The 25,211-nt window shown below is 58.7% G+C and carries 24 protein-coding genes; 12 read left to right on the forward strand and 12 right to left on the reverse strand.

The features are described 5' to 3' along the window. The first annotated feature begins 110 nt into the window (after positions 1 to 110). Entirely contained in the window at positions 111 to 335 is a 225-nt protein-coding gene (locus M9Q49_RS31055) for a hypothetical protein (RefSeq protein ID WP_254513191.1), read from the forward strand. Here the strand turns inward: M9Q49_RS31055 and M9Q49_RS31060 are convergent. Further along, on the reverse strand, positions 332 to 715 hold the full coding sequence (locus tag M9Q49_RS31060; RefSeq protein ID WP_254513192.1) for a hypothetical protein: 384 nt from the start codon (positions 713 to 715) through the stop codon (positions 332 to 334). The genes M9Q49_RS31055 and M9Q49_RS31060 overlap by 4 nt on opposite strands. Positions 716 to 961: 246 nt before the next feature. On the opposite strand from M9Q49_RS31060, the gene M9Q49_RS31065 reads away from it, so the two are divergent. Then, positions 962 to 2,056 carry a hypothetical protein gene (locus tag M9Q49_RS31065; RefSeq protein WP_254513194.1) on the forward strand — a complete coding sequence of 365 codons (1,095 nt, stop codon included), beginning with the start codon at positions 962 to 964 and terminating at the stop codon, positions 2,054 to 2,056. A gap of 7 nt (positions 2,057 to 2,063) precedes the next feature. Here M9Q49_RS31065 and M9Q49_RS31070 read toward each other — a convergent pair whose 3' ends face one another. Continuing rightward, entirely contained in the window at positions 2,064 to 2,681 is a 618-nt protein-coding gene (locus tag M9Q49_RS31070) for a metal-dependent hydrolase (protein WP_254513196.1), read from the reverse strand. A gap of 235 nt (positions 2,682 to 2,916) precedes the next feature. On the opposite strand from M9Q49_RS31070, the gene M9Q49_RS31075 reads away from it, so the two are divergent. Together M9Q49_RS31075 and nagB are read left to right on the forward strand one after the other, a co-directional pair. Continuing rightward, on the forward strand, positions 2,917 to 3,609 hold the full coding sequence (locus M9Q49_RS31075; protein WP_254513197.1) for a hypothetical protein: 693 nt from the start codon (positions 2,917 to 2,919) through the stop codon (positions 3,607 to 3,609). 250 nt (positions 3,610 to 3,859) lie between these two features. Beyond that, entirely contained in the window at positions 3,860 to 5,752 is a 1,893-nt protein-coding gene (gene nagB, locus M9Q49_RS31080) for a glucosamine-6-phosphate deaminase (protein ID WP_254513199.1), read from the forward strand. A gap of 231 nt (positions 5,753 to 5,983) precedes the next feature. Here nagB and M9Q49_RS31085 read toward each other — a convergent pair whose 3' ends face one another. Then, entirely contained in the window at positions 5,984 to 8,365 is a 2,382-nt protein-coding gene (locus tag M9Q49_RS31085; RefSeq protein ID WP_254513200.1) for a fused MFS/spermidine synthase, read from the reverse strand. Positions 8,366 to 8,621: 256 nt separating this feature from the next. On the opposite strand from M9Q49_RS31085, the gene M9Q49_RS31090 reads away from it, so the two are divergent. After that, entirely contained in the window at positions 8,622 to 9,806 is a 1,185-nt protein-coding gene (locus tag M9Q49_RS31090; RefSeq protein WP_254513201.1) for a hypothetical protein, read from the forward strand. A 271-nt stretch (positions 9,807 to 10,077) separates the two neighbouring features. Further along, positions 10,078 to 10,410, forward strand: coding sequence for a hypothetical protein (locus tag M9Q49_RS31095; protein ID WP_254513202.1), 333 nt, complete (start codon positions 10,078 to 10,080; stop codon positions 10,408 to 10,410). A 23-nt stretch (positions 10,411 to 10,433) separates the two neighbouring features. On the opposite strand, the gene M9Q49_RS31100 is transcribed toward M9Q49_RS31095, so the two are convergent. Beyond that, positions 10,434 to 10,676, reverse strand: a complete 243-nt coding sequence (locus M9Q49_RS31100; protein ID WP_254513203.1) for a hypothetical protein — start codon at positions 10,674 to 10,676, stop codon at positions 10,434 to 10,436. 578 nt (positions 10,677 to 11,254) lie between these two features. Here M9Q49_RS31100 and tkt point away from each other — a divergent pair. Continuing rightward, positions 11,255 to 13,321: a transketolase gene (gene tkt, locus M9Q49_RS31105; protein ID WP_254513204.1), complete on the forward strand. Its 2,067-nt coding sequence runs from the start codon at positions 11,255 to 11,257 to the stop codon at positions 13,319 to 13,321. A 133-nt stretch (positions 13,322 to 13,454) separates the two neighbouring features. Here tkt and M9Q49_RS31110 read toward each other — a convergent pair whose 3' ends face one another. Together M9Q49_RS31110 and M9Q49_RS31115 are read right to left on the reverse strand one after the other, a co-directional pair. Next, on the reverse strand, positions 13,455 to 13,790 hold the full coding sequence (locus M9Q49_RS31110; RefSeq protein ID WP_254513205.1) for a hypothetical protein: 336 nt from the start codon (positions 13,788 to 13,790) through the stop codon (positions 13,455 to 13,457). A 10-nt stretch (positions 13,791 to 13,800) separates the two neighbouring features. After that, positions 13,801 to 16,779 carry a DUF1553 domain-containing protein gene (locus M9Q49_RS31115; protein WP_254513206.1) on the reverse strand — a complete coding sequence of 993 codons (2,979 nt, stop codon included), beginning with the start codon at positions 16,777 to 16,779 and terminating at the stop codon, positions 13,801 to 13,803. A 63-nt stretch (positions 16,780 to 16,842) separates the two neighbouring features. Between M9Q49_RS31115 and M9Q49_RS31120 the strand changes: the two genes are divergently transcribed. After that, positions 16,843 to 17,247, forward strand: coding sequence for a hypothetical protein (locus M9Q49_RS31120; RefSeq protein ID WP_254513207.1), 405 nt, complete (start codon positions 16,843 to 16,845; stop codon positions 17,245 to 17,247). Between the two features lie 219 nt (positions 17,248 to 17,466). Next, on the forward strand, positions 17,467 to 17,724 hold the full coding sequence (locus M9Q49_RS31125) for a hypothetical protein (protein ID WP_254513208.1): 258 nt from the start codon (positions 17,467 to 17,469) through the stop codon (positions 17,722 to 17,724). Positions 17,725 to 18,199: 475 nt separating this feature from the next. Here M9Q49_RS31125 and M9Q49_RS31130 read toward each other — a convergent pair whose 3' ends face one another. The 4 genes from M9Q49_RS31130 to M9Q49_RS31145 all read right to left on the reverse strand — a co-directional run bounded on the left by M9Q49_RS31130 (position 18,200) and on the right by M9Q49_RS31145 (position 21,316). Then, entirely contained in the window at positions 18,200 to 19,516 is a 1,317-nt protein-coding gene (locus tag M9Q49_RS31130) for a hypothetical protein (RefSeq protein WP_254513209.1), read from the reverse strand. A 32-nt stretch (positions 19,517 to 19,548) separates the two neighbouring features. Then, complete coding sequence (locus M9Q49_RS31135; RefSeq protein WP_254513210.1) at positions 19,549 to 20,049, reverse strand: DUF1877 family protein; 501 nt, start codon at positions 20,047 to 20,049, stop codon at positions 19,549 to 19,551. A gap of 83 nt (positions 20,050 to 20,132) precedes the next feature. Further along, on the reverse strand, positions 20,133 to 20,933 hold the full coding sequence (gene ispD / locus M9Q49_RS31140) for a 2-C-methyl-D-erythritol 4-phosphate cytidylyltransferase (RefSeq protein ID WP_254513211.1): 801 nt from the start codon (positions 20,931 to 20,933) through the stop codon (positions 20,133 to 20,135). 68 nt (positions 20,934 to 21,001) lie between these two features. Beyond that, positions 21,002 to 21,316 carry a hypothetical protein gene (locus M9Q49_RS31145; protein ID WP_254513212.1) on the reverse strand — a complete coding sequence of 105 codons (315 nt, stop codon included), beginning with the start codon at positions 21,314 to 21,316 and terminating at the stop codon, positions 21,002 to 21,004. A 172-nt stretch (positions 21,317 to 21,488) separates the two neighbouring features. Between M9Q49_RS31145 and nrdR the strand changes: the two genes are divergently transcribed. From nrdR to M9Q49_RS31160, 3 genes are read left to right on the forward strand one after another with little or no spacing between them, the layout of a single operon-like run. Then, entirely contained in the window at positions 21,489 to 21,983 is a 495-nt protein-coding gene (gene nrdR / locus M9Q49_RS31150; RefSeq protein WP_254513213.1) for a transcriptional regulator NrdR, read from the forward strand. 49 nt (positions 21,984 to 22,032) lie between these two features. Continuing rightward, positions 22,033 to 22,470: a hypothetical protein gene (locus M9Q49_RS31155; RefSeq protein WP_254513214.1), complete on the forward strand. Its 438-nt coding sequence runs from the start codon at positions 22,033 to 22,035 to the stop codon at positions 22,468 to 22,470. Next, positions 22,467 to 22,892: a HEPN domain-containing protein gene (locus M9Q49_RS31160; protein ID WP_254513215.1), complete on the forward strand. Its 426-nt coding sequence runs from the start codon at positions 22,467 to 22,469 to the stop codon at positions 22,890 to 22,892. The genes M9Q49_RS31155 and M9Q49_RS31160 overlap by 4 nt, the downstream gene beginning before the upstream one ends. Positions 22,893 to 22,906: 14 nt before the next feature. Here M9Q49_RS31160 and M9Q49_RS31165 read toward each other — a convergent pair whose 3' ends face one another. Further along, a complete protein-coding gene (locus M9Q49_RS31165) occupies positions 22,907 to 23,992 on the reverse strand; it encodes a CAP domain-containing protein (protein ID WP_254513216.1) in 1,086 nt (361 codons plus the stop codon). Between the two features lie 89 nt (positions 23,993 to 24,081). Further along, positions 24,082 to 25,074, reverse strand: a complete 993-nt coding sequence (locus tag M9Q49_RS31170) for a GTPase (protein WP_254513217.1) — start codon at positions 25,072 to 25,074, stop codon at positions 24,082 to 24,084. Between the last annotated feature and the right edge of the window lie 137 nt (positions 25,075 to 25,211).

Consider the following 25,211-nt stretch of genomic DNA (forward strand, 5'->3'; position numbering starts at 1 on the left):
GGCACACGAAAAAGCACAAACGCCATGCAGCGCAATTGCGTTCGCGGCGGGGAATCTTTACGGTGGAACATTAACCCGTTCGTTCGCCGTTTCTTTTCGCCAGTCCTCTCATGCAAGACATTCTCGTTGGGGCCGTGACCTGCCTCGTGGGACTCGTGTTCATCTTCGGCGCAGCCACGAACAATCAGTTCTTGCTCGACCTGCAAAAATCGCGCTGGCTCAGCCAATTCGCGGGGCGCACCGGGGCGCGCGTCATGCTGGCTCTATTGGGGCTCGGCTTGGTCGTGCTCGGCGGCGCGATCATCCGCGGTTGGCGGTTGCCGCTGTTTGGTTAAATGGCGTCGCTGCCACGGTTTTGTTCTTCGCGTTCCTTTTGCTTCAGGGCGAAGAGATGCTGCAGGAAGTAGCCAACTTCACTGGGGCAGACGCCGGCGCCTTGAGCGATGCGATACTGACGAGCAAAACTGATAATCTCCGGCCACTCCCGTTCCCATGGCGTCATAGCGTCGATGATGCCAATGTGCTGATTCATTCTTCTCCTCGCCTGACTCACCTGTTTTCTCGATTCGCGAGAATCCCAACCGTTGGACCGGCAGAATATCCAAAAGAAGAAACGAAAGAGGAAAGTGGGACGTTCCACCCCTTCCAGCGCACGAACGGTCCACGCATATTGCTCCCGCAAGTCGCTGATCGTATGTCGCTGGTCGCCCGGCATTGGGAGTCTCCTCTAGGTCGCGGCCAATCACGTTTGATTCTAACCGCGCTTAAAAAAGCCCCGCCAGAGTGAAGTGGCGGTTGCCATAATTTGGTTCGGGTACTCTTTGCTACCCATTTTTTCTGCTTGCTTACTACCCCACCGGTCGATACCATACAAAACATCGCAGGGGCTCTGCTGGCAACAATTCGCGCAATTCTCTTCGTGCCGTTGCTGGCTGTCGGAACAGAAGTCTTAGGTGCCCCGATGTCTTGCTTCTTTGCTGCCTGGCGGTCGCGTCGTCTGTTTCTTGTCCTGGCTGCGGTTGCGTTCGCAGCCCCCTGCGTTCAACCGACCTTTGCGGCTACTCCCGAGCCCGCTCCCGATACGGTCGATGTGTTTGCCGCCGTCAAAGCCGGCGATCTGGAAGTGGGTGTCGTGCCGCAGAACGAGCGGCGGGTCACCATTCAACTGAAGAACAAAACCGAACGGCCCCTCACGATTCAGCTGCCGCCCGCACTCGCTGCCGTGCCGGTGCTCGCGCAGCAGCCGGGCGGCTTGTTCAATGGCTTTCCGAATGCCGGCGGCAATCGCAACAACCAGCAGCAAGCGCCGCAGCAGTTGGGCCTCGGCATGAACGGCGGCAATCAGCAGCGGGGCAATCAGCAAGGTGGCAACTTGTTCAACGCCGGCATCTTCAACATTCCCGCCGGTCGGGCGATCAAAATCAAAGCCGAGTCGGTCTGTCTCGAGTACGGCAAGCCGAGCCCCGATGCCCGGATGAAGTACGAACTGCAACCGCTCGAGAGTGTGAGCGACAAGCCGGAGCTCGCCGCCGTGCTCACGTCGCTGGGCACCGAGCAGATCGATCAGCGCGCCGCCCAAGCCGCGGCCTGGCATGTGGCGAATGATATTGGTTGGGATGAACTGACGAACCTCGTTGCGCGCAAAGTGGGCGGCACCAAGGAAATGCAATTCTCGACGCGCGATGTCGCCGCCGCGAAGAAGTTTCTCGACAACGTCGCGAGTGAAAAGCGTTCGTCGACGATGAACGCCAACGAAACCAGTTCCAACCGATCGCCCGCACAATCGCCATTCAGCGGCAACTCGGCCGCTGCATTTGCCGGCGGCTCGGCGAGTGGCTTTGCGTTTGGCCAGGGAGGCTTTGGCGGCAGCGGCGGAACGGTGACCGGCGGCGTGGGTGTGAGCGTTGGCGGCGTCTTCGGCGGCCCGGGCAATGCGAACAACGGCACACAAAGCTTCGGCGATGGCAGCGGCGGCTTCGGTCCAGGCGCGATGGCGGGTGGCTTTGCCGGTGGGAGCGCAGGTGGCGGAGTTCGTGCGCAGGGAAAGGCGAAGTAGTTGAGCCTTATCGCCAATAGCCTCGCACCACTAGATAGGCGACTAAGACGAAGAGCGTCAGCAGCGCGATCAGCGAAGTGTTCGCTGGTCGCTTGGCGAGTACGATTGCGCCAGCCATCAGAATGACAGTGGGTCCGACATCGCCCCACGGAATCAGCGGGAAGACGTAGCCCGCCTTCGAGAACGGCCAGAAGGGCCGGACCAGCCAATCGGTTAGCCCTTCGCCGCCGGAGACCACCATGTCGCACGGCAGATGCACCAGCTGCGCGACGAAGGCAATCAGCGTGAAGACCAGCAGCGTGCTGAGGAGCGGCCGACTGGCTTGCGCTTCACTCGCCGGTGAAAAGTATCGCCGCACGCGGTCGCCGATTCGTTCGATCCAGCGAAACTGCGCCTGCGACCAGCCCAGCACGAGCGCGGCGAACAGGATGGCCAGCAGATTGTGCCCCCACACGCGATGGCCTGCTTCGAACCGCTGCATATCGATCAGCATCGGCAGACCATCCCAGTCAGGCACATTTGAAGCAATCCCCGCCATCGCCACGGCCGGCCAACCCCAATAACGATGGCAACCCGCCGCGAGCGCGAGATGAATGCCAACGAGGGTGTGTTCGGGAGTGGTCATAAGGAAGCCCGACGCGTGAGCGAGGGTTTGGGCACGAGGACGTCGTTCGCGGCAACGTGCGATAGCACCACTCGCGGCGGCGGTTGTTGCCGCAGGTAAGTTTATCCCGCTCCCATTGGTGCTGTCGCACGTTGGTCGACCGAAAGCCCACGCGCCCAAACCCTCGCTCACGCGTCGGGCTACCTATTCGCGGCGAGAACTCATCTTCGTTAGTGTTATAGAGAAGAGAAAACCAATGTATCCTCGCAAACTCAGCCGCCGCGAATTCATTCCGCTCGCGAGTGGATTGGTGCTCGTTGGTGGAGGTTGTATGCACGGCGAATCGAGCAGACCAGTGAATGAAGTCAAGGTTACTGTTGATCTCCCGTTGTTCGACGAGTTGTGGAAGCTCGACGGTGAAATCAAACAGCAGTTCGCCAGTAAACGGAATAACGGGATTGAGGCACTGGGAGTGACTTTCCGGAATCCTGACCAGTTGACGCATGGTGGATATTCATGCACGCCAACGAATACCGTCGCTTTCGCGTCAACGGGGGGCGATGGAGTCCATTTCAGCTTTCTCGTGCGCGATGATCGGGTTGGCGTTAATTCCCCCGTCGTGCTGACAGCACCGTCCAATTTTGGCAATGAGAATTGCATCTTGGCCGAAAACTTTCGCACGTTTTTGCGCATGGGTCTGCGACGTGGATATTTCGCGATGGAGCAACTCTCCTACAGCCCCACAGAGGCACTGCACGTTTACGGCACGCCAGATTGGAAACCGAGTTCAAAATCGGATCACTCGAAGGGGTATGTGCTAGATGATCGCGAAGTGCGTGTTTTACAGTTTGTTGCCAAGCGATTGCAGTTGGAACCTTTCAGTTGCACCCCCGAGGATTTTCAGGCTATGCAAGATCGATACATGCAAGTGCTGAAAATCCAGAGCTGATCAGGCCCGCGGTTATCTCGCTCCCATTGGTGCTGCCGCACGTTGGTCGACCGAAAGTCCACGCGCCCAAACCCTCGCTCACGCGTCGGGCTACCTAGGCAGGGCTCTTCCCCCACCTCTCGTCTCTCGCCTCCCACCTCCCGCCCTTTTCCCGCGCCCCTCGCCTCTTCGCTCCCTCCGTGGCATACTAGAGGCTCCTCTTGGCCCGCCCGTTTGTCTGCGTGTTCGCACGCACCATCTTTTGAGAATCATGGCTACTGGCACTGCAGCTGCAACCAAGGCTCGCCGCGCGGCGGGCACGCATCTTCCCGCGTATGTCTTTGAAACGGGCGAAGATCTCGCCCGGCATGTCGCCCGCATCGTCGCCGGCATCATTCGCGAACGGAACGCCCTCGGCCAAAGCGCCGTGCTCGGCTTGCCGACCGGCAGCACGCCGGTGGGCGTGTATCGCGAGCTGGCCCGCATGCATCGCGAGGAAGGGCTCGACCTGTCGGCCGTGATCACGTTCAATCTCGACGAATATTACGGCGTGACCCCCGATCAGCTGCAAAGCTATCACCGCTGGATGCACGAGCAGTTTTTCTCGAAGGTGAACGTCAAGCCGGAGAACATTCACATTCCCCGCGGCGACGTGCCGCTGGCGAATATCGACGCCTATTGCCGCGAATACGAAAGCGAAATCGAACGGGCCGGCGGCATCGATCTGATGATCCTCGGCATCGGCGGCAACGGCCACATTGGTTTCAACGAACCCTTCAGCGTGCGCAACAGCCGCACGCGGTTGTGCACGCTCGATCCGGTCACGCGTCGCGCCGCCGCGAGCGATTTCTTCGGCGAATGGAACGTGCCAACGCAAGCGATCACGATGGGCCTCGGTTCGATCTTCGACGCGCGAAAGATTCTGCTCCTCGCGCTCGGCGAACACAAAGCGCCGATCATCAAGGAGGTCGCCGAAGGATCGGTCACGCCGCGCGTGCCCGCTTCGTACCTGCAAGAGCACAGCGATGCGACGGTCCTCGTCGATACTGCCGCCGCGAGCAAACTGACCAGCAGCGAAACGCCCTGGGCCCTCGGCAACGTCGAATTCAACGAAGCCCTCATCAAGCGGGCGATGATCTGGCTGTGCGACAAAACCGGCAAGAGCCTGCTGAAGCTGACCGACGATGATCTGCGGCAACACGGCTTGCATCAGCTGCTGCGGCATCACGGCCCGGCCCCGAAGATCGCGCATGCGGTCTTCAGCCATCTGATGCACACCATCGAATATCACCCAGCCGGCAAAGAAAAGAAAAAGGTCATCTGCTTCAGCCCACACCCCGACGACGACGTGATCAGCATGGGTGGCACGCTCATCCGCCTGGTCGAGGATGGCCATGAAGTGCACATTGCCTACATGACCAGCGGCAACATCGCGGTCTTCGATCACGACGCCCAGCGGATCGCCGACCTGGTGACCGAATACAACCGCATGTTCGGCATCGATACCGAGCGGAGCCTGCTCGTCGAAAGCACAGTGCACGAAGCCCTCGACCGCAAGATTCCCGGCGGCTGCGACATCGATGCCGTGCAAAAAATCAAAGCCCTCATCCGCTGGGGCGAAGCCAAGGCCGGCGCCTACAAGGTCGGTGCGAAGGAAGAGCATCTCCACAATCTCGACCTGCCTTTCTATCGCACCGGCACGATCGCCAAGAAGCCGATCAGCGATGAAGACGTGCAGATCATCAAGAAGTTGATCGAAGACGTGAAGCCCGATCAGGTCTACGTCGCCGGCGACCTCTCGGATCCGCACGGCACGCATCGCGTCTGTGCGCAAGCCATTTTCCGTGCTCTCGAACAGATCGAAAACGAACAAGGCTCCCGGCCCGAGGCGCTGCTCTATCGCGGCGCTTGGCAGGAATATGAACTGCACGAAATCGAAATCGCCGTGCCGCTCAGCCCCGGCGACATTCTGCAGAAGCGCAAGGCGATCTTCATGCACCAAAGTCAAAAGGACGAAGCCCTCTTCCCCGGCAGCGACCCGCGGGAATTCTGGCAACGGGCCGAAGACCGCAACACCGGCACGGCCGCCCGCTACAACCAGGTCGGCTTGCCTGAATACTTTGCGATGGAAGCCTTCACCCGCTGGAACGGCGTGCCGATTTAGGGCGTCCGCGTCAGATAGATAGCCTGGATTGCTTCAGCAATCCAGGTCGCGCCAGCGACATGAGGCATCCTTGGAATCGTGGTGGCGAAAACGAAGACCGCCATCCTCGCGCCATTTCGGCTGAGTCGAGTCAACCTTCGTTTGCAGCCTGACGCGTACAGCAAGGCCTCTTTTCGCTGGCGCGACATCGATTGCTGACGCAATCGATGCTATCCGCGCGAAAGACCGCCTCTACTTCTTCCACCACTTGCGCATCTTTACGACCCAGTCCGATTTCAGGATCGGCAGCAAGCTGCTGTGTTGGTCGGTCCAGAGAACTTCGTCTTGTTGCTCGACGGCAAGGGATCTCGAAACGGCGAGGACGATGTCTTGCGTTAGGAACTCGGTGTTCTGAGTTAGCAGCACCCAATCGCTGCCGGTGAAGGCATCGGAGTCGATGTCGCTCCCCTCAACGGAGATGTTGATCGGCGTTAGTTCGTACTTCCGCGCGAGAGCAGCACAGACCGGGGCCAGATTGAGGTGCCGGTTGCTGATGTGAATCGCCAGAATGCCCTGAATGTTGCCGAGCTCGTCTTTGCGGAGGTGCCGCATGTAGAGCTTCATCGATTCGACGGTCAGCAAGTGCGCGGGAATCGCATCGCCGCTGAAGGCATCGAGCGCGATCACGTCATAGTTCTGATCCTTTTCTTGTTCCATCTGAATGCGAGCGTCACCCTGCACCACTTCGCACTTCGCGCCGCGATCGATGGCATCCTTGCGGAACGTGAAGTACTTGTCGCTGATCGCGATCACCTTGGGATCGATTTCGTAAAAGCGATAGACATCGTCCCGCTTGGCATGAGCGGCCATCGTCCCCGCGCCGAGACCAACCACGCCGACGCGAATGCCGTTGTCTTTGCCCTGAGCGTCTTTCGTGCGCGGGTAATGCCCCACTGCAATACCGGCGCCGCTGTCGTAGACGTAGTACGTCGTCGGTTCGCCGCGCTGCTCGGTGAATTGAAAGCCGTGCAAAATGCCGCCGTGCACCAGGCTGAAGGCATCGCGATCATCGCGGCCGTCACCATCGTTGTCGTCGCCGCCGAGACGTTCCTTCACGGTTAGCGTGCCGTAGAAATTGCGAACAATATCGACCGTGTTGTCGGCGACTTTTTCATACGTGCTGCCAATGACAAGCACCGCGCCGCCCATGATCACAAACGCCGAAATCCACTGCAGCCATTGTCGATTGAGGAGCCAGCTGTTGCGACCGTCGTTGGCCAGCGCAATCCAGGCGACGACGTAACCAAAGACGATGCCCATCGAGAGCTCGAACGACAACTTGAAAATGTGCGGGCAGATCAACGCGACAAACAAACCGCCGAGCGCGCCGCCGACCGAAATCAGCAGGTAATAAAGCGTGAGATTCTCAGGCCGCGGCTTGAGCTTGGTGAGTTCGCCGTGGCAGAGCATGCAGACGATAAAGAGGACCGCGACGTAAACAACACCTTGAAAGGCGAGGTTGTTGTGAAATTCTTCGGCCCACGGCGATGCCGATTGATTAATCCAACCGGTTACGTGATGGGCGACATACTTGACCGGAAAGAGAGCCTTTTCGGCTACTGTTTTTGATTCGCCGGGGAGCGCCGTTTGTTTCCAGCCCGCACCCTTGATGAGCACGCAGAGCAACAAAATGCTGACGACACCCAGCGGCCCCCAGAACTTGCGCTGATACCAAATATCGCTATCGAAGCAGAGGATGAACGAAATCAAATAGAGGGCCAGTGGCACGACGAGCAACACCGGCACCACGGCGATGTCCTGGCACAGGTGATTGGTCGTGGCGAGGAGCAGCATCGAGGCGAGCGCCGGCAGCAAGATCCAGCCCAGCATCAAGCTGCCGCTTGGCTGCGCACCGGTTGCTGCTGGCAAACTTCCTTCAGCGACTTCGCATTCGACAATCTCGCGATTCGGCGCTTCGGGATCGAGCGTCTTCATTTCGAGCAACTTGCTCACGCGCCAGCCGAGCAAACCGGCGAGCAACGCAAAGCCGAGGAACACACTGCTCCACATCCAACCTTGCGTGGTCGTGGTCAGCAGCGGCTCGAAGCAGAGCGGATACGAAAGCAACGCGAGCAGCGAGCCGACGTTGGAGAGGGCATACAAACGATAGGGCGAAGTCCGCGGATAAGCCCGCGCAAACCAGGCTTGCACCAGCGGCCCGCTCGACGACATCAGGAAGTACGGCAAGCCGACCTTCACCGCGAGGAGCAACAGAATGCGCAGCGCCGGCAAGCTGCCATCATGCGGCTTCCACCATTCGGTAGGCGTGATCGGCAGCGTGAAGATCGCCAGGGCCAGCAACAATCCATGCACCACGCCTTGGCGCGACGGCGGCACGAAACGGATCAGCGCGTGAGCGTAGGCATAACCGGCGAGCAACACGAGCTGAAAGAACAACACGCAGGTGGTCCACACGGCAGGGCTGCCGCCGAACCACGGCAAAATCATCTTGCTGATGATCGGCTGCACTTGAAACAGCAAAAACGCGCTGACGAAGATTGTCGCCGCCGCCCACCAGGCCAGCGCCGGGCCGCGGACCGGTTTCGTCTCCACACTTTCCGTAGTCATCGACATGCAAAACGTCCTAAGCCGACTGGCGAGTGAAACCTGTGTCATCAGCGTATCGAATGCAAAGAGGTTTAGGGACTGCCCGGCAATCGACGGCAGCACCTGTTGGCAAGAATAGGGCGAGAAATGCGCAGCTGCGGCGAAAGGTGCGATCGCAAGGGTTGTCGCGGATTTGCGGCGACGTGCGCGCGTGAAATCCCCTACGAATCGCGGTAGACTGAGGCGCGGGATTCAGTTCCGTGCTCTCCCGAGAGTAAGCATGATGGCTCGCATACTGACGTTGATTTTGGTTTCGATAGCCGTGGCGTTGGCGATCAAACCAGCGCACGCGGAGCCTAAAATCTCAGCACTCGTTCCGCGAGCAGGTGATGACTTTGGGGCAGTCAACACGCACCATTGGGCGCTGGAGCGCGATCCGGATCGAATCGTGCTGCAAAGCCCTGCCGAGATTTCACTGCTTGCCAGGGTTGAAGGTAAGTTACAAAAAACCGGTGAAGGGCTCGTGGCGAAGGGCCATTCTTACGACAACATCGGAAACTTAGGCAACTCCCGCTTTTGGCTTCCAGGCACTGGTGGAAACGCGGTGGAGATTTTCGAAGCCAAGCGCGATCCAAAGCCCCACCTCGAGCGCCTCAAGGACCTGCGATTTACACGGAACTTTCGAATCAGCAATGGACTTGGGTACAACGGAGGCGACATCGTACTCTCACTTCCCTCCGGTCCCATGGCGGCCTTGCTGAGGCGTGATGCGTTTTCTGTGGTGCAATGGAACTCGAAGACCGGAACGCTCGATTCCGGCGGCAAGCCTTGGGACGGCGATCAAAATTGGCACACCTGCCCCCTCCCACGGTTGACCGCAGCCTGCGTGTTGGGTGATGGCGAGGCGCTCATTGCGACACAGGGACTAGACGACACCGGAACCGGTTATTTGACCGTCTTCCAAGCCTTTCCCGATACGCTCAAGCCGCTCAGCGTGACGACAGAAAATTTGAACGACCCGCTAGTTCGCAATGGGGTTTTGTCGGCGAGAAAGGTCGCATCGTCCCGCGATGGAAAACTGGTCGTGGCTTGCGGAGCAAGAGAGGCGACTCTCTTTGAATGCAATGAGAAGAAGGAGTTGATTCATCTCGGGCTGTATTGCGCTGCCGATGATGAAGAGGTGCACATCTCCGCAACCCGCATTGATGGTTTGATTCCACCGCGGTTGTGCGCGGCCGGCGATACTCGGGAAAGCATCGCATTTGTGGCTGAACACGACGGCGGTGTCTCCCTCTGTCGATATGACGCGACTACCAAAAAATTGGTCGTGCTGCAGACCGTTGATCTGAACAAGTTATTGGCGGACAACGCGGGGGCTCCACTCGCTGTCACGTTTGCCGGACGATATCTCCGAATTGCCACCACACGCTATGCCCTGATCGAACTCGATTTTGAAAAAGGGAAGTGAACGCTTGTCTCGCATCTTTTGGCAGATCCTTGCCAAGCCAGAGTTGTCCGCGCTGCCGTGTCTTTCTTGAGCTGGACGGTCAGTCGGCAGGCGCGGCCGCCAGAAAGTGAGTATGCCAAGGAAGTAGCGAAGAATGGGACGATTTTGAGGCAGCGGTTCAGCCGGGCGATGAGCTTTGGGAGGACCTGTAGAGACCTTGAATCTTGGGACAGAGGCAGAGGGTTGCGCCTGCTGAAATTACAAAAAAACGGCGAGGTCGTGATAGGCCCCAATGAAACGAGAATCCCGTGCACCCCTGGTCGTCGCTATCGTGCTGACGCTCCTGCCGGTGCTGTACGTGGGGAGCTATTTCGCGCTGGTCGTGCCCGAGGGGACCATTGAAACGCGATGGTATCGCGATGTGAGCGGCAGCTCCTACATTGCAGACGACGACTTTGATCTCTTTCCCAGTAACTACCGAGCAATTCATAGGCTCGCGCCGGTGGCCTACTGGCCTCTGGAGCAGATCGACAGGAAGGTCAGGCCGGGAGCGTGGGAGGTGGACATAGATCAATTCCGCATGCCACATTCGGGGCCCGCTGAAATTTATACACCGCCGAATTAAGGGAAAAGTTCCAAAGTTCCACCTCAATGGGCCAGCGACTCCTTGGCTTCGGCAAGCCAGGAATTCGGCCGCACTCGGCGGTCGGCCTGTTCCAGTGGCCAGAATACACGCTCGGCATATTCGCCGCCCATCCGGTACGGATGCCCACCGACCGATGAGTAGAAAGCAGTGGGTCGGACCAGCGCCAAATAGCTCACCACGTATAGCACCGGCAGGAGGAGCAGCACGATAGCGAAGATCAGGGGTGCGCGGGATTCGCGTTTCATTCTGGCGACTCCCGTTTAGTCAGATCCACTTCGTTGGCCTTTGAGCACGCGGCGCAGGATGGCTCGGCCATTTGCCAAATTCTAGCTAACCGTTGCGCCGCTCGCGCCAAGTTCTTTTGGCAGATCATCGCCAGACCAGAGTTGTCCGCGCTGCCGTGTCTTTGTTGGGCCGGATGGTCGGTCGGCAGGTGCGCCCAAGTCTGACGCGGAAGTGATGCCAAGCAGGTTTTGGCAGCCTGTTCAAGCTCGCCTGCGACCACCCGGTTTGGTGGCAATAAAGTGCGATATTCGCAGCGCGTTATTGCCGTCGTTTTGTGGTCTTAAGTGTTCTGCAAAAAGGACTTACGGAACAAATCAAATTTTGCATCACCTGCAATATTCTAGGAGTATGAAAGGGGGGTGTTCGGGTGATTGGATATGGAACGTCGACGGGCGGTTGAACAGCGTCGTTGTGGCGGCGGCTCGCAGTTCCAAGGCGTTGACGATCTTGCGGGGCGACCGGTACAGTAACAGGCTTGTTTTTCAAAGTTTCAGCTGGGATTTTCCCCTTCAAGAGCCCTGTGGGCAGCGTACGAAATATGGCAACGGCAGAGCTTTCCGTCGATATCGAACAACTGGCAATCAACACCATCCGCACCCTGGCGATGGACGCCGTCCAAAAGGCCAACAGCGGCCACCCCGGCACGCCGATGGCCCTCGCGCCGGTCGCCTATCAGATTTGGAACAACAACCTGCGGCTCGACCCAGCCAATCCTCTTTGGCCCTGCCGTGATCGCTTTGTGCTGTCGTGCGGCCATGCGTCGATGTTGCTGTACTCGATGATTCACCTTGCCGGCCTGAAGAAGGTCGACAAGAAGGGCGTGCAGCACGACGAGCCGGCGCTGTCGCTCGACGATCTGAAGAACTTCCGCCAACTCGGCAGCCCCTGCGCTGGCCATCCCGAATACGGTGATGCGACCGGCATCGAAATGACCACCGGCCCGCTCGGCCAAGGGTGCGGCAGCAGCGTCGGCATGGCCATGGGCGCGAAGTGGTTCGCCGCCAAGTACAACAAGCCGGGCTTCGACATTTTCGAAAACCGCGTCTACGTCCTCTGCAGCGATGGCGACATCATGGAAGGCGTGGCCTGCGAAGCCGCTTCGCTCGCTGGCCATCTGCAACTCGATAACCTGATCTGGATCTACGACGACAACAACATCACCATCGAAGGCGAAACCGAACTGGCCTTCAGTGAAGATGTCGCCACGCGGTTCCAAGGTCTCGGCTGGAACACGCTCGTCGTCGAAGACGCCAACGACCTCGGCGCCATTCAATCGGCGATCGACAATTTCAAAGGCACCAAGCACAAGCCGACGCTGGTGGTGCTCCGCAGCATCATCGGTTGGGGTTCGCCGAACAAAGCCAACACCCACAATGCGCACGGCGCCCCGCTGGGCGAAGACGAAATCGTGCTGACGAAGCGGGCCTACGGCTGGCCGGAAACCGAGAAGTTCCTCGTTCCTGGCGAAGTTCGCAAGCACTTCGAAAAGGGGATCGGCACCCGTGGCGGCAAGGCTCACAGCGAATGGGCTGCCAAGTTTGCCGAATATAAGAAGGTGCATGCCAAGGAAGCTGCCGAGCTCGAAACCATTTGGGCCGGCAAGCTGCCGGAAGGTTTCGACCAAGGCATTCCGGTGTTCCCCGCCGATGCCAAGGGCATGGCCACCCGCATTTCGTCGGGCAAGGTTTTGAACGGCCTGGCCAAGCATTATCCGTGGCTCATCGGCGGCTCGGCCGACCTGGCGCCGTCGACGATGACCATGCTCGAGTTCCCCGAAGCGGGCCACTTCGGCCACGAAAACTACGGCGGCCGCAACCTGCACTTCGGCATTCGCGAGCACGGCATGGCCGCGATTTGCAACGGCTTGTCGCTGACCGGCATTCGTCCGTACTGCGCCACGTTCTTCGTCTTCACCGATTACCTGCGTCCGAGCCTCCGTCTGTCGAGCATCATGCATCGCCCGGTAACGTACGTCCTCACGCACGATTCGATCGGCCTCGGCGAAGACGGCCCGACGCATCAGCCCGTCGAACATCTCGCCGCCGCCCGCGCCATTCCTGGTCTGTCGGTGGTTCGCCCCGGCGATGCCAACGAAGTGGCCGAGTGCTACCGCGTGCTGATGAATCGGCTTAACCATCCCGCCGCCGTTGTCCTCACGCGCCAAAACGTGCCGACGATCGACCGCACGAAGTTTGCCCCAGCCGCGAACGTCGCCAAGGGTGGCTACATTCTGGCCGAAGCCAAGAGCGGCAAGCCCGACGCGATCATCATCGCCACCGGCAGCGAGCTCGACATCGGCATGAAGGCCTGGGAACAGCTGACGGCCGACGGCGTGAATGTGCGCCTCGTCAGCATGCCGTGCTGCGAATGGTTCGAAGAACAACCGCAGCAATACCGCGACGAAGTCCTGCCGCCGACGGTCACTGCCCGAGTGGCAGTCGAAGCCGGCATCCGCCAAAGCTGGGACCGCTACCTGGGTTTCCAAGGTCGCTTCGTCGGCATGAACAGCTTCGGCGCGAGCGGGCCTTTCAACCTGCTCTACAAGCACTTCGGCATCACCAGCGAAAACGTCGCCACGCAAGTGAAGTCGATGCTGCAGAAGTAGTTCTCTGGCGAGGCGCAGCCTCCGTTATTTTCCCTCGCCCCTGTACTCAGGGGAGAGGGATAGGGTGAGGGGCCGGCAGCTTAGCGAGACGTGGATTAGAGCTCATCTAATCCACACCCACTTTCGGCCGCTACTACGAAAAGTCCCGCAAAAACTCGCCGTAAAACTCCAGCATTTCCTCGCGCGGTTCGTCCTCCGCCTCCTCTTCGGCGATCAGTCCTTGCAGCGTGCTCTTCAAGCGACTTTTTTCTTCTTTTGTCGCGCCGCGCAGTTCGTAAGTCATGTCTTCCAAGCGGCTGAGAGCGCTGTCTGGATCCACGGTCTCGTCGTCGGCGAGTTCCAAGAATGCGGCGAGATGAATGAGCGCCGCTTCTACCGCATAGATCGTGTGTTTTGACTTCTTCGCCGCGGACTTGGCCTTTGGTTTCGCTTTGGACTTGGGCTTGGTCGCCGATTTCTTCTTGGCCATCGAGTTGTCTCTAGTTCTTGTGGAGCGTTTCATCGAGATTGAGCAGCACGCGCATCACAGAAGTGTAGGCGGCCTGCAGATTGCCGGGGTGCAGTTCTCGTTGCTTCTTCAGCGACTGCAGCAAGATGCCGATGTCTTGATAGGTCGGTTGCCGCGATGTGCAGGACTGGAATGCCCACACCAGGCGAGCGCCGTCGTCTTCGTCGCGCCGCAATGCAGCGCGGGCTAGTTCTTCGGCTGCGGTCGAAAACGTCGTTTCATTGAGGAGTGTGAGGGCTTGCAACGGAGTATTGGTGCGCGAAGTGCGGACGGTGCAATACTCGCGACTCGGTGCGTCCAGGGCGATCATGTTTGGCGGCGCGATGGTCCGTTTCCAGAAGGTGTACAAGCTGCGGCGAACTAGGTCCGCGCCGCTACCCGGTTCGTAATCGACAGCGCCGGTCAGTTCTTTCCACAAGCCGGGCGGCTGAAGTGGTTTGACCGATGGGCCGCCGATTTGTTCGACGAGCAAACCACTGGCCAGCAAGGCTTGATCGCGAATTTGCTCGGCAGATAAGCGTTGTCGTGGTCCGCGAGCGAGCAGCCGGTTTTCGGGATCGTGCTCGAGTTGCGCTGGCGAGGTGCGCGACGATTGGCGATATGTGCTGCTGGTCAGCAGTTGTCGCTGCAGCCATTTCACGTCCCAGCCGTGCGCGGGGAACTCCATGGCGAGGTAATCGAGCAACTCGGGGTGACTCGGCCATTCGCCCTGCGAACCAAAGTCTTCCGCCGTCTTCACCAGACCGGTGCCGAAATGCAGTTGCCATACGCGGTTGACCTGCACGCGCGAGGTCAGCGGATGATCCTTCGCCACGAGCCACTGCGCCAAGCCAAGTCGATTCGGCGGCGCATTTTGGGGATAGATTGAGAGCGAGGCCGGCACGCCGCTGGTCACACGCTCGCCCGGTTGATCGTATTGTCCCCGCAGCAAGATGTGCGTCTCGCGCGGCTCCTTCATTTCTTCCATCACCATGACGGTCGGCAGCGTTTCTTCAAACGCGGCAATTTTGTCACTGGCGGCGTTCAGCTCTTGGTAGGCTTTGCGCACGAAGTCGTTCGCGCCGTGCGCGAGAAAATACGCTTCGAGTTTGCGTGCTTGCCCTGGGGTGCGATCGTCTCGGTGGATCCGGCGAATTTCGGCCAGCGACTCGGCGGTTGCCAGCCAGCTGATTTCTTCCACGGTCAGGCAGGCGTTGTCGACTCGCACATTTTTCAATCCGCCACGAAATCTCGCTGCAGGACCGCCACCACCACCGATGCGCAGCGGCTGCTTGGTGTTGATCGGTTGATTGAGTTCGTCAAGCAGCACTTCCGGACGACTAAGGTTGCCATCGACATAGAGCTGAATGCCCGCTGCCGTGCGCGAGCCGTCATACGTCGCAGCGACGTGCAACCACCGCCCGCGCGGCAGCGATTCCGCCGTTTGCACGCGCGTCGAATCGTCGAGCCAGCGTTTCACCAGATTCAACTGCAGCTTGCCGCCGACGATGGCCAGTTGGTAGCCATCTCCTTCGGGTACATCGGTCATGCGCGAGACGATCGTGCCGCCACTCTTCTCGTCCGCGAGTTTGACCCAAGCCGACAGCGTGAACTTGTCGAGGTAACTAAAATCGGCGAGGTCGCCAGCATCGATCACACGATCGCCGGCAAACGGCTTGTCATCCAGGGGCCAATGTTTGACGAGCGATCGATCCGGCGTAAATGAATCGGGAAGCTGAATCTCTGTTTTCGCTTCCCATTCCGCTTGTGCTTGTCCGCGCGCGCGTCGAAACGACCGCCAGTCGCGCCAGAGAGCTAGAAACTTTTTCTGCAATGCGAGCAGCTGCGCTTGCTGCTCCACCGTCGGCGCCGCGATGAACGGCGGGCTGTTGCCGAACTTCACCGCGCGGCCCTTTTCCGGCACGTTGTTGAAGAATGCCGACAGCTGATAGAACTCGCGCATCGTCAGCGGATCGAATTTGTGATCGTGACAGCGCGAGCAACCGATCGTCAGACCGAGCCAAACCGTGCCGGTTGTCTCGACGCGATCGGCGACGTACTCGGCGGCGTATTCCTCGGGGATGATGCCCCCTTCGGCATTGCCGCGATGGTTGCGATGAAAACCAGTCGCGATCTTTTGATCGAGAGTCGCATTCGGCAGCAGATCGCCGGCGAGTTGCTCGATCGTGAACTGATCGAAGGGGAGGTTGCGGTTGTAAGCGTCGATCACCCAATCGCGCCACCGCCACATGAAGCGTTCGCCGTCGCTTTGATAGCCGCTGGTGTCGGCATAGCGAGCCGCGTCGAGCCACGGGCCGGCCATTCGTTCGCCGTAGCGCGGCGATGCCAAGAGGCGATCGAGCGCTTGCTCATAGGCGTCCGGCGCGCGGTTGCTTAAGAACTCATTTATCTCAGGCATCGTCGGCGGCAAGCCCGTGAGATCGAACGAGGCGCGGCGGAGCAACGTCGCTGCTTCGGCTGGCGGCGAGGGCTGTAGTTTTTCTTTTTCCAACCGCGCGAGCACAAACGAATCGAGCGGTTGATTTTGTGCGGGTGAATTTGGAACCGCAGGAATCAATGGCCGCGCTGGCGGAATGAGGGACCAATGCTTCTCCCACTTCGCACCACCGGCGATCCAGGAGCGGAGCAATTCGATTTCGCGCGGCGAGAGCGCGTGACCACTGCCGGGAGGAGGCATCTGCTCATCAGGGTCGCGACTCGTCACGCGGCGGATCAGTTCGCTTTGTTTTGGTTCGCGGGGAACAATCGCTCGCCGGCCATCGCTCGCGGCGAGGGCTGATTCCGGCAGATCGAAACGCAGATCGGCTTGCCGGTTCTTGGCATCGGGGCCATGGCAAGGAAAGCAGGCATCGGACAGAATCGGACGGATGTCGCGATTGAACTGAACTTCGTCGGCCGCAACAGGCGCGGCCAGGAACAGCGCGACGAGGATGGAGAGACAACAACGCATGATTCGCCCGTGGTTGGTTTGCGTCTCAGAATATCGTCTCGGCCTGGGCGTTGCGAGTTTTTCATGCCGATCTTGAAGTGCGAAATTTCGCTCCACACCCAGCCGCCTGATTCCGCGCGCAACGACCGCGGCGAACTCGAGCTGCCGACCAACTGGGCCACCGCGCCGTGGGGCCGAACCTTCGATGATGCCCTCGCCGCCATTAGCGAGCTACCCGGCCTGTACACCGAACTCGACGGCTCACTGGCCTGGAATTCCCTTCCCGGCGAAGCACGCTGGCAACTCTTCGGCTGCCTGTACGACCGCGGCGCGGAGCTGGCTTACGTCGATCTTTTCGGCACCTGCGATCGTGATTCGCTGGCTCGCTTATTCGCCTGCGTTCGCGGGTCGATCGCACCGCTGATGGTGCAAGATCGCGGACGCGGAGTGTTTTTTGATGAGAGTGATTTTCTTGTAGGGCAGAAGTAGAAGAGATCGGCAGAGATACGTCATTATGCAGTTCGCGCCCGCTATGCGATTCACCACTAGCGACTTACTTCGACTCATGGCAATTGTTGCGCTCCTGTCCGCTGCCGTCGGCGCAGTGATCCGGCAGCAGTCGTTTCGAGTATGGAAGTCACGCCGTACTGGCAATGTGGCTGTCCCGGTACGTCTGTTGTCCATTCCACCGAGCCCGAATGAGCAGCCATGAAACGCGAATCCTATGCACCCTTGGTCGTCGCGATTGCGCTGATGCTTATTCCGGTGCTGTATGTGGGGAGTTACTTGGCGCTGGTCAATCCAAGTGGCTATGCATTTGCCACCGAAGACAATCGTATTAGGCCGTGCAATTACCGATTAGGCGGTGAGTTCTCCGCATGGGCATACCTGCCGCTTGAAACAATCGATCGCTATTTGCGACCCCATCGTTGGGATCAAAGCGATCCGACATTTATTGATTTCTGACAGGTCCAAGTTCCAATCGAAAACAGCCTCATCCAGGTGGCCGGTGCGGCATGGCATCAACTTGACAACTTGTGTACAATTGAATACAATGCAGGGTGCTTCGAATCCTGATCATTGACAATTTGGTTATCGACTGAGATCGCCGGCCGGTTGGCGATCGGTGACTGTTGTTTTGCTGGCGCTCGGGCTGGTGGAATCGTTGTGAAACTGTTGTATTTGTGACGAAAGTGTTGTGGTAATTTTGGGGCTATTCAGCGCAACATATTGACAATGTTCTGGTTGTGAATTTCAGAAATCCGCAACAAGTGTTGTGAATGTCGACCTTGGAGGTGGGGATTGTCACATGGTCGCCGATTTCTTCGAAGTCGGTGAATGGACGTGAATCAACCGCGCGCCGCCGAAAGAGCCCCGCGACTTTCGGCTGTTTGGCGAGTGAAGGTCGCGATGGCGAGTCTGTGTTTGACGTGAGCAGTCATCACTCGATAGACCGGATGGACCAATCGGCTACGTCGTGTGGGCGAAGCCGTTCGATCTCTGCTGACAGATGGCGGACATCGAGCAGCCAGCCGTAGGTAAGCAGCAGCGCGACAGCGAGTGCAGCATAGCCGCGCCAATCGGCAAACCGCTGTAATGGTGCCTCCGGTGTAGCTTGTTGTCGCAGTCGTTGAAAGAAGGAGAAAATGAGCGATGCGGCAATAATCGCGAGCACGATAAGCACCGAATACACTGCGAAGTACTCACGCGGCCGAGGCACGCGGTTTTCCACCCAAACGGAAATTGGCTCTGAGTGGCACAGCGTTAGACCGTCCAAGTTGCGCTCGCCTGCGATAAGCTTGTTGCTGAAAACAACGTGTAATTTGTATTGACCAGTAGCTGGCGGTGCGAGGTACTTGCGAATGTCGACTATGAACGGCGCGGCATTTCTTTCGCCGGGTTGAATGCGAGATGGATAACGGACCTTGGTGCCAAATTTGAGCATGGGATAGGTCACATCGAAATTGGAAAGAGGCTGCCGCTTCCCTGCATCGTCAGTGAGGTAAACTTGCAGTTGCTCTTCCCGGTCGTGGTTCTGAATTCCATTTTCAGTAAACACGACTGGTAGTTGATCCACGTTCTGGATCGTCACGGTTATCTGTGGCCGAGCGTCCGCCGTGGTGGGAGCTTCGACCAGAATTCTCAGCGGATCGGGCTGCTGCTCGCTGCGTCGCCAAGCCGTGAGTACTGGCCAGGTTTCAAAGGTGCCGAATGTACGACGCGAGGTTTCATACATCCGCGTATGCTGTTCCTGCAACGCTGCGCTGTTGCGACGGCGCAATAACTCTGCCAGGCAGCCGTTGAATTCATCGTCTCCCCACCAGTTGGCTTCCTGCCGCAATCGCACCTGCAACTCAGCATCTGTCAATGTCCGCAAGTGCTTGTAGATCGCCTCACGCTTGACCGTTGCGGGATCCGGAGTTTTGTGGTGGTAATAATACCGTTGATAACCCTTTGAAGATGTCATCTCATGCATCAGCGGCCAGCGCTCGACGCCCCATCCAATTGCAATCGCCGCAAGCAGCGTCAGCCAGAATAAATCTCGCAAGCTTAGGCGTGGTTTTGCAGGTTTCAGCAATCCGCAGCCGAATGCTAGGCAGACCAAAAAGATAATCATGCCCAGCAGTTGGAAGACAAGCGCCAACAAGGGGAGCTTCAGCCGGAAGAAAATCGGCTGCACGCCAAACAAAGAAACCATCTGCACCAACGCGCCCGCAAACAACCACGCCCTGCGTCGCGGATCGATCTCTGGGGGCATGACTTGCTTCCGAGCGCAGATGCCATGAGCCGTCAGCTGTACTTCACCGTAAACACCACTGCTTCCAGGTTCTCTGCCGCGGCGTCGAAGAAGGTGCGGAGTTGGGTGATGGCGAGCCAGAGTTCGACGAACTCCTTGTCCCCGCGGGGCTTGCTGTAAGACGCCGGCAGGTTTTGGAATTTTTCGCGGACTTCGGCTTGCTTCAGTTCGTTGAGCGTTTCGGAAACGAAGGCCACGATGTCGGGGCGGATCAGGATGGTGCTGAAGTCCGTGCCGTGGTGGAGTTGTTTGCCGCCGAGGACGACATGGTTGCCGGGGAAATCGCCGCCGCCGGGATCGAGCTCGCCGTCGGTTGCGATGCGATGGAGTGCGTCCCACGCGCCGCCGACGTCGAGCAGGCGGCCGCTCTTCTTCATATCGGGCGCGCTCTTGAGCTCGTCCATATAAGCGGCGAGGGGGGCGTCTTCTTTAATACCGAACAAACGTTTGGCTTGTTCGCGAGCCAGCGCGAGGTAATAGCCTCGTCCTAACACGACAGCACCTGGGGTAAGCGGGAACGAACGAAGGGGTAATGCGGGGAGGGTACGCAGCAGAGTTGGAAAATGAATTGCATGGTTCACCGCCACAAATGGTCATCGGCAAAGGGATGGGCCGGCGGATTGAGCAACTTCGGCTTGGGGAGCGCTTTTAAAATGGCGCTGGCCAGGCGGAGGTCGTCCTTGCTAGTGATTTTGATGTTCATCGCCGAGCATTGCACCACGGCGACCGGATGCGGCAGACGTTCGACGAGCTGAGCATCGTCGGTGGCCGTGAAGTCGCCGCGATGGGCGTAGGCATCGAGGAGCAACTGACGGCGAAAGACCTGCGGTGTTTGCGCTTCCCACAAACTCTCGCGCGACACGGTCTCTTGGATGTTCTTATCCGGGCCGACGCGCTTGAGCGTGGCAGCGACGGGCACGGCCAGCATGGCAGCGCCGGTTTGTTCGGCCCGCTCGAAAACTTTGTCGATCCACTCGTCGGTCAGGCAAGGCCGGGCCGCGTCGTGCACGGCGACGAAGTCGATCTCGGGTTTGATGCGGGCCAGCGCGGCTTGTACGGAGTCGCTGCGCTCGGCGCCACCGGCGACGATCTCGATGCCAAGCATCGCGCAGTTGCCGCCGAACTTTTCGGTGAAGTCGTCGAGGTCTTCGCGCGAGATGACGATCAGCGTTTGCTTGACGTCCGGGCGGTTGACGAACTTATCGGCCGCATGCATCCAGACGGGCCGGTTCTCGAGCGGCGCGAACGGCTTTTTGAAAAAGATGTCGCCGACCTGGGTACTCCCAGTTGAGAACCGGCTGCTTTTGCCGGCGGCGGGCAGAATGACCGCGAACTTAGCCACAGTGATATCGAAGTATTTGGTGGGACGGACCCGCATAACAGGAAAAGTCGAACAACGGGCGCATTTTTGTTCGTTTTTTGCGGCGCGTCAAGTTTCGAAATGGTTCACTTTGTTTCCACGTCGCCCGCCGCGGGCTTTTGTATCGCGGCAGACTCGGAGGCAGTCTCGGCCACGCTCGGGTTAGTGCTTTGTTCGTCGTGTGCCGACTCGTCAGCCGCGAGGTTCTCGTCACGCAGTAGTTGGTCCAGCTCTTCTGGCTTCATTGCCTTAATTTTTGCTTCTACCTTGCGACTGTAGTGTCGATCGTTCGGATCGCCATTGGCCTGCCGCTTGCGCGTGTATTGGCGGAGAAAGCTCCCCACATCCGCTTCCGACGGCTTGCGGTTTTTTCGCCGTTTCTTCGGCTCTGGTTCGTCCATACCCGAATTCTACCACAGGCTGTTAGTCGACGAATTTTGAAAGTGTGCCGCTATCAATCGCTAACTGGCCCAGGTAAGTGGTAGCCCAGTTGCCAGACTCGTATATATTGAACGAACCTGCTTGCCGCCCCTCGCTCTTGTGCGTGCGCTCCACCTCTCAGAAACGTCATCCATGCGTTGCCCCTATTGCCGCGTTGACAACGACCGCGTGATCGATTCGCGCGTCAGCCAGGACGGCTTTGCGATCCGGCGGCGACGGGAATGCCTGCATTGCAAGAAGCGGTTTACCACCTACGAACGCCTGGAAGAAATGGGCATCAAGGTGGTGAAGAAGAACGCCATCCGCGAGCCCTTTGACCGCGAAAAGATCCGCGCCGGCCTGGCCAAGGCATGCTGGAAACGGCCGGTCAGCGACGAACAAATCGAGCAGATCGTGTCGCAAGTCGAAAGCGACATGTACGCCACCGGCGAAGGCGAAATCGACAGCAACCTGCTCGGCGAAATGGTGATGAACCGCCTGGCCGCGGTCGATCAGGTGGCCTTTGTGCGGTTTGCGAGTGTGTATCGGCGGTTTCAGGACGTGCGCGATTTTGTGGATGAACTGCAGCCGATACTGCGGAAGAACGCGGGAACGGGACAGGGGCCGGCGAGTAAGGATCAGCCCTGAATCGCGGCAAGTATAATGAAGAGGGAAACTCCCGCCCTTGAGGTCTATCATGAGTACTGCGGCCACAAATCAAACCGGTCCTGCATCTACTTCTGCAGTGGCAGTTCCGTTGCCGGAAGCGATCGCACCGGCGGTGCAGGCGGAACTCACCTCCTTAAGGAATGAGTTGGCCGCAACCAATGCGCGGCTGGCTTGGCTGGAGAATTCGGTAACGGTGCTGCCGACAACTCGCCAACTCGTGGCGCCAAACTCGTCTGAAATTAGGACTGCTTTGGAACTGACGGCTGAGGTCTTTCCCGGTTCCGAAACCGAAATAGAAACCGAATGCGATCCCGCGGAACCCGGCTGGCCTTGGTATTCCCTGACTATTTATTGGAACGGCGCAAGTGAGGAAGTGATCGACAGGCAATTACTTCTGCATCGTCGATTGGCTGAAGCCCATCCGGATCTGCGCGATCAAGTTCGCTTGTGCATTTGTCAGCGATGAATCCAACAGAATTTACAGCCTTTGCCGAAAAGCTCGCGGCTCAAGCAGCAACTACGCCTGCAAGTACTCGCTCCGCAACGAGCCGCGCCTACTATGGAGCGTTCCATCTCGTACGCGCGTATTTGCAAGGAATCGGCTTTCACCCCGGCGCGCAACACAATCTGCAACTTTGGTTTGTCGATTGCGCTGAGCCAACTGCGCAAGAAATCGGCAGGTTGCTGGGCGACCTGCAGGCGAATCGCATCAAGGCAGATTACCGCCTTGAGCTATTGCTGCCAGAATTGCCGGATTTTGCACGAAGATCGGTGGAACTCGCCCGGCGAATCGAGAGTTTTATTTCCGCGTGCAGCGCGGAACCACTTCGTTCAACAATTGTTGAACAGCTGAAGCAAAACCAAAGCAAACGAAAATCTGCCGAGTGAGTCGCACTTGGTGTTTACCTTCCAAACATCTCAGTCCAATGCCGATCAAGGCGACCGACGCCCACGCGCTTGTGATCGCCGAGCATGTTTTTGTGATGGCCGGGGCTGTGCCACCACATGATGTTGGCTTTGATGCCGTCGGTGGTGCCCATGGCGATGTTTTCGCCGGAGGCTTCGGTGCCGAAGAGCTTCGCTCGGTCCCAGGGAGTCTTTTTGTCCTTCACCGGCGATTCGTGGGCGAAGAAATCGAGCTTGATCATGTCGTTCGAATGGTCGCGCGCGGTCAGCACTAATTTGGGATCGATCGCCAAACTATTGAGGCCGAGCAGCACGCGAGTGAGGTTGAGGGCCATGATGCAGCGATACTCTTCGGGCTCCATCTTGCTTTCGAAACTGGCATTAGTGGCGAAGTTGACGCGAGTCTCGTCCGACATCGGCATCGCCAAGCCGACGATTTGCTCTTCGTCGGCGGCTAGATAAGCAGCGAAGGTCGGAGCGATGGCGGCTTCACTTGAGCCCCCTTCTTTTTTCGGTGCGGCATTGGCGAGCATCGTTTGCATCTCGCGAACGCGCTGCCAACGTTCGCCGAGTGGGGCCAGCGTGTCGCGCAGTTTGATCAGCGTGGGATTCTTTTCGACAACCAGCGTCCGATCGATCAGCAAAATCTCGCGCAGCCGCAGCAACGCAGGATCGCTATTGTCGACGATCATTTCCTTGGTCAGCTCTTTTTCGCCGCGGGCCTGGTCCAGCACTTTCTTCCGCAGCTCTTCGATCTCGGGCAAAGCCTTTTGGTCGAGTCGCTTGGCATACGCAGCCGTCGCGGCCTGGGCTACTTGTTTGCGATAACGCTCCAGGCCGGCGTTCAGCTCTTTCGAAACAATTTCATCGATCGCATTCAGCGCGGCCGGGCTGATTTCGGCGGCTGTGGTGATTTGCCGCAGCTTGGCCGGCTGGGCTTTGGCGGCACGATAGCCGGCGACCACGCCATCGATCCGTTTTCGTTCGAGCGAGGAGAGAGCGGGCGGTTCATTCTCGGCAGCAGCGAGCCAGGTAGCCGTTCCGCTCACGAACAACAGCAAGCCAATTAGAGTGCGGTACATTGCGGAATTCGTCCTGCAGAAATCGAAGAGGAGAAGTAATCCGCGATTATACCCGCTTTCGCCAAATACTGACGGTTTTGGCGTGGGAGTTACGAGTTAATCTCGAGCACGTCCTTATCGCTCACTACATAATCCCCCTTCACGATGCTGGCCGGATTGATGTTCGTCCCCCAAATGCGGGCGTGTTTGAAATTCTCTGCCACGTCGTGATGAATGAGCTCGGCGACATCCATCACCGTGCCGCCGCGGCGGAGCGTGAAGGGCTTGTCGTAATCGGCTTCCTTTTTGTGCGGCAGCTTGGTGTAGACCCGTACGAAGTCGAGCGCTTTGGCGACGGCGTTCTTCAGTCCATCGACGCCGGTGCCAGCTTCGGCTGAGATCTGGTGCTCTTCGAAATCGAGCTGAATGAACTCCCGCATCAGCGCAATGCGATCGGCCGCGGCGGGGTCATCGATCTTGTTGAGGACCAGGATTGTTTTCGTAAACGACAAGCCGATGTCTTCTTCGTCGAGGTACGACTCTTTGGCGAGTCGCGTTTTCGAGCCTTGCAGCTGATCGAGCACGGCTTGCAGTTGCTCGGTCCCTTCGTCGGCGCCAAGGTCGACCATCAACAGCACGAGGTCGCTGCCGCGGATCAAACCGAGCAGCGTGGAATCAAACACATCGGCCGTGATCGGCGGCGTATCGACCATTTGCACGCTGATGTCTTCCCAGGGCATCATGCCGAGCTGCGGCTCGCGGGTGGTGAAGGGATAGGGCGCGATCTCGGGCGTGGCCCGCGTTACGGCTTTTAGCAGCGAACTCTTGCCGGCGTTCGGTCCGCCGAGCAGCACCACGCGGCCGGCGCCTTGTCGCGGCAGCTTCAAGCTAGGGCCGCTCTTTTTGGTTTTCTTCGCGGTCTCGACATCGGCTTTAGCCCGGCTGATTTTGGCTTTCAGCTCGGCTTGCAGTTTGTCGGTTCCCTTGTGCTTGGGAATCTCGCGCAGCATCACTTCCAGGCAGCGGAGCTCATCCTCGGGGGTTTGAGCGCGGCGATATTCTTCTTCGGCTTTGTGATATTGCGGTGTGAGGTTCGCGGGCATGGCGGGGAGGCATTTGGGGGACACGGAGGAAAACAGCTGTTGCCATTGTCCACCTAACCCAGCAAATTCGCGAGGGGCTGATCAATCCGTGAAGAAACTGCGTCCAGCACCGGAAACGGGCATTAAAGATTCGTCAC

The sequence above is a fragment of the Anatilimnocola floriformis genome, assembly GCF_024256385.1.
Taxonomy (GTDB): Bacteria; Planctomycetota; Planctomycetia; order Pirellulales; family Pirellulaceae; genus Anatilimnocola; species Anatilimnocola floriformis.

Bases quoted from the DNA above. Each gene is read 5' to 3' on its own strand.
- nagB (WP_254513199.1), top strand. From the start codon at position 3,860: ATGGCTACTGGCACTGCAGCTGCAACCAAGGCTCGCCGCGCGGCGGGC.
- M9Q49_RS31145 (WP_254513212.1), bottom strand. From the start codon at position 21,316: ATGGACGAACCAGAGCCGAAGAAACGGCGAAAAAACCGCAAGCCGTCG.
- M9Q49_RS31120 (WP_254513207.1), top strand. From the start codon at position 16,843: ATGCCGATCTTGAAGTGCGAAATTTCGCTCCACACCCAGCCGCCTGAT.
- M9Q49_RS31130 (WP_254513209.1), bottom strand. From the start codon at position 19,516: ATGCCCCCAGAGATCGATCCGCGACGCAGGGCGTGGTTGTTTGCGGGC.
- M9Q49_RS31085 (WP_254513200.1), bottom strand. From the start codon at position 8,365: ATGTCGATGACTACGGAAAGTGTGGAGACGAAACCGGTCCGCGGCCCG.
- M9Q49_RS31090 (WP_254513201.1), top strand. From the start codon at position 8,622: ATGGCTCGCATACTGACGTTGATTTTGGTTTCGATAGCCGTGGCGTTG.
- M9Q49_RS31160 (WP_254513215.1), top strand. From the start codon at position 22,467: ATGAATCCAACAGAATTTACAGCCTTTGCCGAAAAGCTCGCGGCTCAA.
- M9Q49_RS31125 (WP_254513208.1), top strand. From the start codon at position 17,467: ATGAAACGCGAATCCTATGCACCCTTGGTCGTCGCGATTGCGCTGATG.
- M9Q49_RS31110 (WP_254513205.1), bottom strand. From the start codon at position 13,790: ATGGCCAAGAAGAAATCGGCGACCAAGCCCAAGTCCAAAGCGAAACCA.
- M9Q49_RS31065 (WP_254513194.1), top strand. From the start codon at position 962: ATGTCTTGCTTCTTTGCTGCCTGGCGGTCGCGTCGTCTGTTTCTTGTC.
- M9Q49_RS31075 (WP_254513197.1), top strand. From the start codon at position 2,917: ATGTATCCTCGCAAACTCAGCCGCCGCGAATTCATTCCGCTCGCGAGT.
- M9Q49_RS31165 (WP_254513216.1), bottom strand. From the start codon at position 23,992: ATGTACCGCACTCTAATTGGCTTGCTGTTGTTCGTGAGCGGAACGGCT.
- M9Q49_RS31100 (WP_254513203.1), bottom strand. From the start codon at position 10,676: ATGAAACGCGAATCCCGCGCACCCCTGATCTTCGCTATCGTGCTGCTC.
- M9Q49_RS31170 (WP_254513217.1), bottom strand. From the start codon at position 25,074: ATGCCCGCGAACCTCACACCGCAATATCACAAAGCCGAAGAAGAATAT.
- M9Q49_RS31070 (WP_254513196.1), bottom strand. From the start codon at position 2,681: ATGACCACTCCCGAACACACCCTCGTTGGCATTCATCTCGCGCTCGCG.
- ispD (WP_254513211.1), bottom strand. From the start codon at position 20,933: ATGCGGGTCCGTCCCACCAAATACTTCGATATCACTGTGGCTAAGTTC.
- tkt (WP_254513204.1), top strand. From the start codon at position 11,255: ATGGCAACGGCAGAGCTTTCCGTCGATATCGAACAACTGGCAATCAAC.
- M9Q49_RS31060 (WP_254513192.1), bottom strand. From the start codon at position 715: ATGCCGGGCGACCAGCGACATACGATCAGCGACTTGCGGGAGCAATAT.
- nrdR (WP_254513213.1), top strand. From the start codon at position 21,489: ATGCGTTGCCCCTATTGCCGCGTTGACAACGACCGCGTGATCGATTCG.
- M9Q49_RS31055 (WP_254513191.1), top strand. From the start codon at position 111: ATGCAAGACATTCTCGTTGGGGCCGTGACCTGCCTCGTGGGACTCGTG.
- M9Q49_RS31155 (WP_254513214.1), top strand. From the start codon at position 22,033: ATGAGTACTGCGGCCACAAATCAAACCGGTCCTGCATCTACTTCTGCA.
- M9Q49_RS31095 (WP_254513202.1), top strand. From the start codon at position 10,078: ATGAAACGAGAATCCCGTGCACCCCTGGTCGTCGCTATCGTGCTGACG.
- M9Q49_RS31115 (WP_254513206.1), bottom strand. From the start codon at position 16,779: ATGCGTTGTTGTCTCTCCATCCTCGTCGCGCTGTTCCTGGCCGCGCCT.